Origin of the sequence: Dyella terrae, from assembly GCF_004322705.1 — a bacterium.
GTDB classification, from domain to species: domain Bacteria; phylum Pseudomonadota; class Gammaproteobacteria; order Xanthomonadales; family Rhodanobacteraceae; genus Dyella_D; species Dyella_D terrae.
In genome coordinates this window covers 31,821-43,349 of record NZ_SIZZ01000002.1, presented here as the reverse complement: position 1 = coordinate 43,349, position 11,529 = coordinate 31,821, and the positions used below count along the sequence as shown (strand labels likewise).

At 59.7% G+C, this 11,529-nt stretch carries 9 protein-coding genes; 3 read left to right on the top strand and 6 right to left on the bottom strand.

Annotation, left to right across the window (positions count from 1 at the left end):
- Nucleotides 1-359 precede the first annotated feature (359 nt).
- The 3 genes from EYV96_RS11065 to EYV96_RS11055 form a co-directional block, all read right to left on the bottom strand.
- Nucleotides 360-2,366, bottom strand: a complete 2,007-nt coding sequence (locus tag EYV96_RS11065; protein ID WP_205746155.1) for an alkyl/aryl-sulfatase — start codon at nt 2,364-2,366, stop codon at nt 360-362.
- Nucleotides 2,367-2,635: 269 nt separating this feature from the next.
- Nucleotides 2,636-3,562 carry a SphA family protein gene (locus tag EYV96_RS11060; protein WP_131151628.1) on the bottom strand — a complete coding sequence of 309 codons (927 nt, stop codon included), beginning with the start codon at nt 3,560-3,562 and terminating at the stop codon, nt 2,636-2,638.
- Between the two features lie 421 nt (nt 3,563-3,983).
- Nucleotides 3,984-4,235, bottom strand: coding sequence for a hypothetical protein (locus EYV96_RS11055; protein WP_131151627.1), 252 nt, complete (start codon nt 4,233-4,235; stop codon nt 3,984-3,986).
- A gap of 288 nt (nt 4,236-4,523) precedes the next feature.
- Here EYV96_RS11055 and EYV96_RS11050 point away from each other — a divergent pair, with 288 nt between their 5' ends.
- Both EYV96_RS11050 and EYV96_RS19090 read left to right on the top strand, forming a co-directional pair.
- A complete protein-coding gene (locus EYV96_RS11050) occupies nt 4,524-6,011 on the top strand; it encodes a hypothetical protein (RefSeq protein ID WP_131151626.1) in 1,488 nt (495 codons plus the stop codon).
- Nucleotides 6,012-6,019: 8 nt separating this feature from the next.
- A complete protein-coding gene (locus EYV96_RS19090; protein ID WP_131151625.1) occupies nt 6,020-6,802 on the top strand; it encodes a C1 family peptidase in 783 nt (260 codons plus the stop codon).
- A 173-nt stretch (nt 6,803-6,975) separates the two neighbouring features.
- On the opposite strand, the gene EYV96_RS11040 is transcribed toward EYV96_RS19090, so the two are convergent.
- The 3 genes from EYV96_RS11040 to EYV96_RS11030 form a co-directional block, all read right to left on the bottom strand.
- A complete protein-coding gene (locus EYV96_RS11040; protein ID WP_131151624.1) occupies nt 6,976-7,785 on the bottom strand; it encodes a GSU2403 family nucleotidyltransferase fold protein in 810 nt (269 codons plus the stop codon).
- Nucleotides 7,782-8,915 (bottom strand): hypothetical protein, encoded by a 1,134-nt coding sequence (locus EYV96_RS11035; RefSeq protein ID WP_131151623.1) that lies wholly within the window; start codon nt 8,913-8,915, stop codon nt 7,782-7,784. Before EYV96_RS11035 ends, EYV96_RS11040 begins: the two co-directional genes overlap by 4 nt.
- A 326-nt stretch (nt 8,916-9,241) precedes the next feature.
- Nucleotides 9,242-10,393 carry a calcium:cation antiporter gene (locus EYV96_RS11030; protein ID WP_131151622.1) on the bottom strand — a complete coding sequence of 384 codons (1,152 nt, stop codon included), beginning with the start codon at nt 10,391-10,393 and terminating at the stop codon, nt 9,242-9,244.
- A 217-nt stretch (nt 10,394-10,610) separates the two neighbouring features.
- Between EYV96_RS11030 and EYV96_RS11025 the strand changes: the two genes are divergently transcribed.
- Nucleotides 10,611-11,093: a hypothetical protein gene (locus EYV96_RS11025; RefSeq protein WP_131151621.1), complete on the top strand. Its 483-nt coding sequence runs from the start codon at nt 10,611-10,613 to the stop codon at nt 11,091-11,093.
- Nucleotides 11,094-11,529: the final 436 nt, after the last annotated feature.

Below are 11,529 nucleotides of genomic sequence, written 5' to 3'. Positions count from 1 at the left end.
CTGCGACAACATTCATTTCCACCTCACCATCAAACTCCGTCATGCCTGCGCAGGCAGGCACCCAGTGACGACGTGGCCGTATGTACCTCTGCCTGTCCGAACGCGTTCTTGTGTCCACGCATGGGCTCCAGTCGCTGCGCTCCGAATGCCCGTGGTCGCAACTAGATGCCGGCTTTCGCCGGCATGACGACGTGATGGGGTGAGGCGTTGGTGAATGTGGTCGCCACGGGGTGCCTGCCTGCGCAGGCATGACGGATTTTTCCGTTTGATGGGAGCGACAGGTCCGGCCAAAAAACAGGGCCGCCGTGATCACCCACAGCGGCCCTGCCCTTTGAAGCCCATCTACCCCGCAACGCCTTTTACGGCGTCACGATGTTGAACCAGAAGTCGAAGTTATCCGTGTACGACAGCAACTGGTTCAACTTATCCCCACTCCCGGTGACCTTTACCTTTCCGGCCTTCTCGGCGTCGGCGAGCGTCGTCTGCTTGAGAATGATGCTGTTGAGCGTGTCACGCGACAGCGCGATAGACGCATCGGCATGGGCCGACGTTGCGCCAGCCGTGTGATTGAGCACGCCGTTTTCCAGCTCCAGCAGATACTTCCCTTCCTTGCCGCCGAAATCGACATTCAGCGCCATCTTCGCGTCGCCCGCCTTCTGCGCGTTCAGACGCACGGCAAGGAAGTCGAAGAACATCTCCGGCGACATCGCGCGCACCGTGTCGGGACTGGCCGTGTTCGGCGTCGGGCCCTTGGTGACACCCTCGCGAAGTTCCTTGGCGCCGGTCAGGTAGAAGTTGCGCCATGGGCCCGACTCGGCCTGGTAACCCAGCTGCTCCAGTGCATCGGCTTCAAGATTCCGCGCGGCCTTGTTGTTCGGGTCGGCGAACACAACGTGCTTCACCACCTGCGCCACCCAGCGGTACTCGCCCTTGTCGTACGAGTCCTTGGCCTTCTTCAGCACCGCATCCGCGCCGCCCATGTACTCGACGTACTTCTTCGCCGCATCCACCGGCACCAGCTCGTTCAGGGTGGCCGGGTTGCCGTCGAACCAACCCAGGTACAGCACGTAAGTGGCCTTCACGTCATGGCTGATCGAGCCGTAATAGCCGCGGCTCGACCACAGATGCGCCAGGCTGTCCGGCAGCTTGAACTGCTCGGCGATCTCGTCGCGCGTGTAACCCTCGTTCGCCAGCCGCAGCGTTTCATCGTTGATGAAGCGATACAGATCGCGCTGGCTCTTGAGCAGCGCCGTGACGTTGTCATTGCCCCAGGTCGGCCAGTGATGCTGGGCGAAGATCACCTGCGCATCCTTGCCCCACATCTCGATCGCCTGGTTGAGGTACTTCGACCACGGCAGCGGTTCACGGATTTTCGCGCCGCGCAGCGAGTAAGTGTTGTGCAGCGTATGCGTGCAATCCTCCGCCGCCTCGATCGCCTTCTTCTCCTTGATGTACCAGAGCATCTCCGACGGCGCTTCCGAGCCCGGCGCCATCAGGAATTCATAGGTCAAGCCGTCGATGACATGCGTCTCGCCGGTCTTGTGAATGGTCATGGTCGGCGCGATCAGCGTTACCGTGCCGGCCGAGGTGGTGGTGCCCAGGCCCGCGCCCACCTGCCCCTTTGCATCGGGAGGCAACAGGTTGCCGTACATGTACGACGCGCGGCGGCTCATGGCATTGCCCGCCATCACGTTCTCGGCCACGGCCGCTTCCAGGAATCCATCCGGCGCGATGATCTGCACCTTCCCCGCCTTGACGTCCGCCTCGTTGGTGACGCCCTTGACGCCGCCGTAGTGGTCGACATGGCTATGCGTATAGATCACCGCCTTGACCGGCTTCTTGCCGCGATTGGAGTAGTACAGCGCCAGCGCGTTCTTTGCGGTTTCCTCGGAGATCAGCGGGTCGACGATGGTGATGCCGTCCTTGCCCTCGATGATCGTCATGTTCGACAGGTCGTAGTTGCGCACCTGATAAATGCCGTCCGTCACCTCGAACAGACCGCTGATGTTGATCAGCTGCGCATTGCGCCACAGGCTGGGATTAACGGTGTCCGGCGCAGAGTCACCTTCCTTGATGAAGCCGTACTTGTTCGGATCCCAGATCACGTTGCCGGCCTTGCCCTTCACCACCGCCTGCGGCAGCGGCGCGAGGAAGCCCTTGTGCGCGTTCTCGAAGTCCGTCTTGTCGGAGAACGGCAAGGTATTGAGCAGCTCCGCATTGGCGGCCTTGGTGGCTGCGGTTGCGTCATTGCGTTCGACAGGGCCCGCCATGGCCGGCGATGCGCCTGCCGCCAGCGCGATGCAGGTCGCGGTAATGGCGATGGTGAGGGCGCGATGAGTGATGCGATGCAGTGCCTGGACAGCCATGGACGTCTCCCGAATCGTTGCGAGTGCCTGGGGCCGGGCGCGCAAACGACAATCAGCAGCCAGCTGAGGGACGTTCATGGGGGCGGGCGGCCGTTCCCCGATCGGCGAATGGGCAGCCGCGATGCAGCCGCCTTCGTGAGAATTTACGGGGGCCGAGACTTGCGTGAATCCGTAGTTCTGGGCGGAAGTCCTAAGTACTTTTACGGGAAATCGCGTGCGTGAGAACGAAGTCGTGCACGCCATGTGAAACGAAACGTCGTGCGTAGCGATCACAACCGCAACGTCGTCGACACAATCACCACATCCCCATGAAAGTGATTCTTCGCATCAAACTCTTTGTAGTAACGCCCGCCGATCGCCAGCACATGCCCGCCGATCCGCGTCCCGAAATTCACCGCCGGCCCCGCGCCACTCACCCGCCCTTCCAGCCGCCCCAGCGTCGCGCCGCGCCCGGAATCCGACGTCACCTGCCGATACGTATACGCCGCCACGCCAATCACCCAATGCGGCGGCAGGCGCTTGCCCAACGCCAGCTCCAGATGTGCCTCATTGCCGCTCCGATAATGCGTGATCGGGTTGACGCCATTGATCCCGTAACCCACGGCCGCCGACCACTCCAGGCGCGACTTCGTCGCATACGTCATCGCCCACAAGAAGTCGCCCGCCCAGCGGTTATGTCCCAGTGATGCATTGAAGCCTTTGGCGTATTCACCGGTCGGCGCCCACGCGGTTACCGTCACGGCATGGGCGAAGTGATCGCCTACTTTCCACCCGAGCCGGCCAGTGATGGCCGTGTCGCCAAAGTCCTTGTTGCTCACCGTGCGGGAGAACGAACGCACGCCCGTCACCGCGCCACTCAGTTGCAGATAGGCGTATGGCACCGTTATCGCGATTGCAGCTTGCGCCCCGAAGATCTTTGTCTTCGGTGCATAGAGCAGATTAAGTCCGACGCTGTCGACGCGCTTCTTCATGTAAAGCAACGTCACGCCACCCACCGTCGCACTTCCCACCCGCCCGCTGTACTGCGCCACCGCTGCCGTCGCATACCACCCCGGCGCCGGTGAATTGCCCGCCCCCAGCGCCTGACTCCCCAGCAGGTAGAGCCCGCCAGCGCCTTCAGTAGCCTGCGCGGTCACCGCGACGCTGCCGCCAAGCATGGCCAGCACGATGGCGACGGTCCGAGCAGTACAACGCATGCCTGTCCCCCGTTCGTGGATACAGCGGGCATGCCGGGGCGATGAACGCGGTACGAAACACGCGCAGCAAACGACACTCCTGGCGCTTGAGAGGCTACACCGGGGTCGTGTGGCGCCGAATCGGTAGTTTTGGTTAGCGAGCTTAGGTAGTCCTACCTAAGACGAGCGCTGTCGTACGCGAAGGCGCGGGTATCTGGGGACTCCACGTGCTCCCTACAAGACCGCAGCGCGCACTACTGAAACTAATCGGCACCTCGGCGACGCCTCGCCTGGCCTCAAGAAGCCTCTGCCGGAAAATCCCAAACGAAGAGCCCGCTCGATTTCCAGCTGTAGACGCCCGCTTCGGTGCGCGACAGCGGCGCGGGATCATTGACGTCTATCAACTGGATACGGACCGGTTAGATGGGTGCGGCGCATCATCTCAAGCCCCCATCCTTTTAGGCTTACGCGCGGCTTCGCGGCGCCTGGTTTCGGGCTCAAAGAGCCTGGAGAAGAACCACCACATCAGCCCCGCCGCCAGCACCGCGGGCGCATGCTGGATCAACCACCATCCATGCGCTCGCATCAGCAGCGTCAGGCGATATTCCAGGTAGATCACCACCACGGCGACCGGCACAAAGACAAATAGCAACTTTCCGGCCGACCGCAGTCCCTGCCTGGTCTTCTCCTGCATACCGATGGCCCCTGGGTCGCAGCCCCCCGTGGCTGTGAGGCCGAGGATAGCAGTGAGGCTTGTAAGGACAATCCGCGCCGCTGTCGACCGTGTCTGTCCCGTGCAGTGGGCTGACGATGCGTCGCTCGGGAAACTTTGATTCTCAAGTCTAGTGGCTGAAGCCGACTTCCATGCATATTTTGAACGACCAAGCGTGTTTCACCGCCGATACATAGGAATTGTGGCTATTGGACTTTGAAAGTATCGGCCCTATAAGCGCGACAGAATATCGGCGCGAGGCGGCTAGCCATGCAAGCAGCGAATCGATTCAAGTTTCCGTCGATAGTGATCGCGGCTTGCCTGAGCGCGTCATGCAGCGGCATCTCGGTTACGAAATTGAACGACATGGATCCGAAGACCGCGATCGGCGTTCCATACAACCTGCCGAAGACCACCTTCTCCATCGCCGTCACTCGCAGAGTTATAAGTTGTAATGGTCCGTTGAAAGGCCAAGTTGTTGCCGTTGTGAAGGCTGGGACTTCGGTCGATGCAGACGCCAGATACACACTAAGGTCCAATGGCTGGCTAAACACCAGTAGCGTCAAGAGTACCTACGGCACTGATGGCCGCTCGCTCTCGTTATCAACAACTGTGACCAATCAAGCCGGGCCGATGATTGCCGACACTGTTAGCACGGTTGCCTCAATCGCTGCGCTTTTCGCAGCTGGCGCCGGATATTCACCGGCGTGCTCGGGAAAATCCGATAGCGATCCGGATGGAATTCCGTATGCGCTTAGCCAGATCAAGTTGCTGCAAGAGTCTTTGAAAAAGGAGAGCGACCAGCTTGTTGTCGCCACCAGAACGGTAACTTTAATGACCAGCCAACTTACGGTTTGGGGACGCGATGCCGACAAACAGTTCAAGTCGAGGCTAACCGAGGCGATCAAGCAGCAACAAGATATAGCCACCAAAATGTCAGCTGATGAGAAGTCACTTGCCGACTATCTGGAACGGACATCCGACACACAGACTTATGAGTTTCCTTTAGATAGACACATTGCAAGTGGCGCCAAAGAGATTCCCGCCGACTTGGTCTCCGCAACTGGAAGTCCAAAATGGGGTACGGTCAAGGCGGGCGATAAATCGGACCCTCGAGACCAGTTTCGAGTTTATTTTTTGATTGAGCCGTCGGACCTACATGGGATTGTCAGCGCCCCGCTGCCCGAAACGACCGCCTGCGGTACCAATGACTCGCTCGACCATGGTTGCGCACCATCTCTCGATATACAAAGCGGAGTTCCGGTGCGATTCCCACGACAGTCAAAGCTCCTCATGTGTATCGCCAAGCCGTGCGGCACAGGTTCAAATGAGGTCGTGATCTGGGAGGGCCCAGTTCTGCAAATTGGGCGGGTCTATCCAGTACCTGCGAAAGGCGGTCTGTTCAAGTCATCCACCATGGACATGACGGCGGACGGAAACGGCGTGCCCACGATGGTGGCACTCGCAGATACCTCGGCAGCCGCGGCGTCCGTTGCGAGCGGCGCGAAGCAAGTAGCCGCGTCATTGGCGGGTATCCCCGCCGCGATAGACAGCGCCAAATTGGCCGAAGTAACGGCCCAATCCAACCTACTTCAAGCAAAGAACACGCTTGCCACTGCGAAGGCGAATAACGCAAATCAGAATGAGCTTGCGCCGCTTCAGGCTGAAACCACCCTGGCGCAGGCCAAGCTCACAAATTTGCAAGCTGAAGAGGCGCTCCAGAAGGCGCTGTCCGTTCAGAACGGCGCGGGATTTTGAGGCTGGCCATGGAATCGAAAGCCGAGTTGACGGCAAGAATTTCTCGCACCCTGAGTGCACTGCCAAAAGCAACAAGACGAACTACTGATGCGCGGGTATTCGCGCTTCGACGGGACGCCCCTGCGCCACCCCGCGTATCGTCTTTCAGCTGGAGAGATCAACCTGGAGCACTAGGAATCTCAAAAGATCAAGGAAAGTGTGCTGCTTGCTCAGCATTTGCGTTTAGTGCAGCACTCGAAGCGAAACTGCGAATTTCCGGACAGGCAGCGTCAATGGTTGACGCAGGCTTTCTGCATACGTGCGTTGGACACAGAGGAGAATCCGACCCAGACGAAATATGCAGGCAGGGGGTAGACCTTCAAGATCTAATCGATGGCATTCGTTTGAGGGGATATCTCGAAGGAAACCCCGCGCCAATCTATCCTTTCCCCTCGACCTCATGCAGCCTGGGCGGTACGCGAGCGTATTCTGGAGGAGTTGATTTGCCTGGGCCCAACGTTGCCCGGGCTGCCATACTTGAGCACCCGATTGTCGCCGAGATGCTCATTTGGAAAGATTTTAGCGATGCGTCAGCGCAAGCCGTGTACGTACCCGACCCCCGCACCGACGGGCCTTGGGTTCACTCGGTCTGCCTCGTGGGATACACCGAGACGACTTGGATTGTCCAGAACAGCTTTGGGCCAAACTGGCGAGATGATCAAGGCTTCTTCCAAGTTGCCTTGGGATCTTGTGGCATTCTGTCCCGGTGTACCCTCTGTCCCGATTTCCAGGGACAGACGTTCTCCGTTTAGTTTGTACTCACGAGCGACGCCTCAATGGCCTTCACGCTTAGCCTCATTCGCGGACGCAATCGAAGGCGAGTTCTTCTGCAGCTCATCTGGCTCGCTTCGTTTGGTTCGCCTGCTCGACTAATCACCAATACCAAACCCACCACAAACATCGACAGGCGCCCCCACCGCAACTGTCAGGCCAGCACTTCTTTCAGCACCGCATGACACATAGCGCGCATCCGGCCTGGGTCAATCTCGCGGCCCTGGGGGATGGCTGCGGCATCACGAATCCGATCATTGGTCTGACCGAATACGTCGTCCATGGCACGCAACAGGTTCTGGACCCAATTGTCATGCATGGCAACACGCACTTCATCTCTCCAGATGGCGGAAAGGCGATCCATATCGGCGGCAAAGAGTTCCAGCGTGTCGTGGATGTACAGGATGTCCTGTGCTTTCTTGTCGCGAGCCCGATCGTCATGAATAAGCAGTTTCTGGACGATGAAACTGACGGGATTGGGAATGCTTAGTGTCAGCGGGGATGACGTTCCCCAGTCTTCTCCCATGGTGACCCTCCAGGGAGCATTGAGCAGCAGTTCCAGATACCTAAGGCGTTGTGCCGTGATACCAGCAAGACCGAGCGTGGCGATGGGCCTCCCCTCTCGGTCTGTGGCGCGGCCAATCAAGGGTGTGAGGAACTCCGCGTAGAAGCCGGTTGGCGCGTCTTCACCCAGCACGTACTGCGATACTGGAGGCCGATGATTGCCCGTGAGCTGCTCATGGAAACCCGCCTCCTGCAGGCGCGCCTTGATGTTGCCTTCCAGCTTCTCACGCTCGGCAAAGGCGACGTCGGCATCCAACGTTGCCAACGGCTGGTAAGCCGGTATATCCGCGCTGGGATGCAGTCGATACAAGCGGTGCGCCCAACCACCGACGAACACGAACTGGTGTATCCACGGAGACAGGGTGTCGACCAGCTTGGCAAAAGCGAAGCGATCGTTCACTCGCTTCCCTCCAGGACTTGCGATAGAACGCCGTGCTTCAAAAAGTCGGCCTGCTCCATGCCGCGAGCGGGATTAGCCGACGCGTCGAGCCAGATTTGAATCACGTCTGACACCATGACTTCGTCGATACGCACGGCCGCGCGAAACAGTGATTGAGGCGCCGGCGCCTGCTTGAGAATGAGCTGCGCTTCTTCGCCAGGCTTGCTTGGTACCAGGCCCGTCCAGTAACTGGGAGGCGCTTGAAGTCTTTGCATATAAAGCACCGGAGGCGCTCCACTTACGTGGCCGAGTTTCAGCATGTCAGCGGCCGCGAACACACCGACGCAGGCACCAAGACTCTCCGCCGCCTGGTGCAGTTTGCGGATTCCTGCTGGCACCAGAAAGGACATGCGCCACTCGGGCGATGACCGCATCGCCGCCGATTGCCAACGTCGAAAGAGTTCGCGTCGACGGACCAATCGAAAGAGGCCGCCGGATTCGTCGAGAAACCCCTCTTCCCGCAAACGCTGGATGAAGCGCGAAGCACTCATGGCAGACACATCGGCAGCGTCGGCCAGTTCTTTCACCGATCCATAGTCATTACGCGGCGCTCGCAGCAGATGCTCGGGCACTTCAGGGGCCAGCATGACTTTAAGCATCCACTGATTCAGATCCGAGAAGAGCTCGGATGCCCTGCGTGGCTTGATGCCCTTTTCCCTGATCTCGTTACGGGGTGGCTTGCTGTTGAACGCATCCAGGCCGGGCGCGATGAAGTAGCTTCCGTCCGTGTCGGATACCAAGGCGATGGCAGACTGCGATGCATAGTCCCGATGAAACTGTTCCACTTTCTGGCGGAGCAAGGGCGAAAGCTGCTTCACGTGGATAACTGCCAACGGATGTCCATTCCAGTCTTCGGCGTATCGCCTGGATTGAAGAATGGCCTGCGAAAGCAGGGCAATGACCCGATCTGATCGCGCTTCCGGAGCAGACTTGAGTTCCACGACGTAGCGCAGTGCCCCTTTGGCGGCAATGAGGTCCGGCCGAGGGTGTCCATCACCGGGTTCTTCATCAACGGACCAGCCAAACGCCCGGAATTGCTTCGCGAGGTTTTCAACGGCGACGGCACTTGGATGGGAAAGCGATGGGGGCATGGTGGCAATCTATCATGGCCAAGGTAGCTAACGTGGCCATGATAGCTAACATGGCCACGGTACGCCACTGGTCACCCGGTGCAGGACGAACCATCGTAAGCCGCTGATTATAGGTGTATATGGGGTTTCATCCGAAGGTTAGAGGAAACCCCAGCGAGCGATTACACGCCGCGAAAAGCTCAGCCATCGACCCCGATGCAGCCTTCTCGCCCTCCACCGAGGGCGTCAATCCCGGCAAGGCAGAGCAGTGAGCACTAGCTCGCGCTACGTCGCCATCCCTCACGTCTCGCGACCCAGGCGAGTTCACCGCTGGTCATCGGGCTCCCCTACGGGCTAAACACCAACACCAAAAACACCACAAACATCGACAGATGCACCGCCCCCTCCAGCATCGTCGTTCGCCATCCTGAAAACGTCAGCGTGCTCAGCATGAGCGTCGACGCCAGCAACACGATGCTCGCCGCCGGCAAGCCCAGCACCACCGGCTTGCCGGTGATCAAACCAATCAGCAATACCGCCGGCACCGTCAGCCCCACCGTCGACGCCGCCGCGCCCAGGCAGAGATTGATCGCGCGTGTGAGCTCATCGCGACGGATCGCGCTCACCGCAGCAATGCCCTCTGGCGTAAACACCAGCATCGCGATGATCACGCCACCCAGCGCCACCGGCGCACCCGTCGCGGCGATGCCGTAATCGAGCACCTTCGCCAGGCTCTTGGACAGAATCACGATGGGCAGGATGTTCACCAGCAGCAGCACCAGGTGCAGCGCGAACTCGCCCTTCTTTGGCGTGCGCGGGGGCGGCGGGGGTTCGGCGGGGATGTTCTCGTCGGTGTCCGAGCGCAGGGCCACGAAATAGCCCTTGTGGCGCCCCGTCTGCAGCCAGAGGAACAGGCCATACAGCGCTACGGTGAGAATGGAGAACGCCACCGCCTGCACCGCCGTCAGCGTACCGTCCGACGTCGACTCGACAAACTTGGGTAACACCAGCGCAATCGTCGCCAACGGAATGATCACCGCCAGGAAAGCCGATGCCCCGTGCAGATTGAACGCCTGCTCGTGATGGCGCATCCCCCCGATCAACAACCCCAACCCCACCACCCCGTTCAACACGATCATCAACACCGCATACATCGTGTCGCGCGCCAACGTCGCCGTATCCCCCGCCCCCAGCATCACCGCCGAGATCAGCACCACCTCGATGATCACGATGGAGAGCGTCAGCACCAGGGTGCCCAGGGGTTCACCGAGGAGGCTGGCCAGCTCCTCCGCCTCGTGGACAACGCCAAAGGCCACCCAGACGATGATGCAGAACAGCCAGGCGAACAGAGATAGGCCGATCTCGTGGCGGCTCAGCTGGGCCATCCAGTCGGAGCCGAAGATGAGGAAGAGGGTGACGGTCGCCCAGGCGATGGCGGGGCGGATGAGGAGTTTGGGGGTGAAGGTGGGTGGGGTGGGAGCGACGGCTTCGGGGGACATGAGGTTGGGCGTCCCGGGCTGAGGGTTGGAGCCAGTCTGTTGGCTGGCCTGTGGATGGGACGTCACGTGGGACCGGATCGGACGAGATGTGGTGACTCAGTTTTGAGCCAAGTGCCGCCGGGCGGCTGCGGTAGGCCGATGCTCGTTTTGACCGCTCATGGTGCATGGGCCATCCGCAGGGCTACGATGGCTGAAGTTACGCCAGCGGAAGTCGTACATGGGAAAGGACACCATGATCCAATCTCACGCGTTCAAGCCCGCGCTCGTCGCCGCGCTCTTTGCGGTAAGTAGCTCGGCGCTCGCCCAGCAGGCTCCATTGCATCCAAGCCAGATCAATGATCAGCCTTCGCTCTACGAAGGCCGGACCGTGACGGTCATCGGCTATGTCACGCTGGTTCCCGCGGGTCATAACCTCTACGAGTCCAAAGAGCTCAACGACCAGCTACGACGACGCATCAAAGAAAACGATCGCTCGCTGAACATCCGCGACTACTTGAAGTACTGCCTGACAATTGCGAATCCAGAGCTGCTGTATCGAAATCAGAAAGCGATTGCGGGGAAGACGTTGGTCGCCACGGGGAAACTTATTACCGATTGCCGAAAGCCTGGCTTCATCGATCTTGGAGCCTGTCCGTTGTCGACGGCTATTGATATGGGCGAGTTGAAAAGGCGGTATCCGGAGTTGCTGCGCAATAAGTAGTGGATACAAGATAAGCGCCCTTAGAGCGCTCGCACCGGGGCTGAGAGATAGCTGAGCTGGTCCAATCACGGCGGTACTCAGAGCATAGGGTACGCGTCTCGCGTGCGCGAAACTTTGCGTATGAGAAGTGAACCTGCCCCCGTTGTTTGAACCTGCCCCCGTTGTTTGTCCCCGTTGTTCGCGAATGGCATCGCTGAGTGGGTTTGGGTTGTCGATATCCGGGATTGCTGCGGTGGTTTCGATTGTGTCGCCGATTGTGCAGTCGTTTAGGCGGTGAGGTGGTATAGCGGCATGGCTCGCGGAGCCAATTCTCTCCTCGCTTTGGGCGGGGAGGTGTCAATCTCGCTCCCTTCTTGAGCTGGGGCCACGGCAAGTGGGCCTTGATTTGCTCGATCTGCTGAACTCAGGCAACCATGTTATAGGCCCTCTAGTGGCC

Bases quoted from the DNA above. Each gene is read 5' to 3' on its own strand.
- EYV96_RS11065 (WP_205746155.1), bottom strand. From the start codon at position 2,366: ATGGCTGTCCAGGCACTGCATCGCATCACTCATCGCGCCCTCACCATC.
- EYV96_RS11060 (WP_131151628.1), bottom strand. From the start codon at position 3,562: ATGCGTTGTACTGCTCGGACCGTCGCCATCGTGCTGGCCATGCTTGGC.
- EYV96_RS11055 (WP_131151627.1), bottom strand. From the start codon at position 4,235: ATGCAGGAGAAGACCAGGCAGGGACTGCGGTCGGCCGGAAAGTTGCTA.
- EYV96_RS11050 (WP_131151626.1), top strand. From the start codon at position 4,524: ATGCAAGCAGCGAATCGATTCAAGTTTCCGTCGATAGTGATCGCGGCT.
- EYV96_RS19090 (WP_131151625.1), top strand. From the start codon at position 6,020: ATGGAATCGAAAGCCGAGTTGACGGCAAGAATTTCTCGCACCCTGAGT.
- EYV96_RS11035 (WP_131151623.1), bottom strand. From the start codon at position 8,915: ATGCCCCCATCGCTTTCCCATCCAAGTGCCGTCGCCGTTGAAAACCTC.
- EYV96_RS11030 (WP_131151622.1), bottom strand. From the start codon at position 10,393: ATGTCCCCCGAAGCCGTCGCTCCCACCCCACCCACCTTCACCCCCAAA.
- EYV96_RS11025 (WP_131151621.1), top strand. From the start codon at position 10,611: ATGGGAAAGGACACCATGATCCAATCTCACGCGTTCAAGCCCGCGCTC.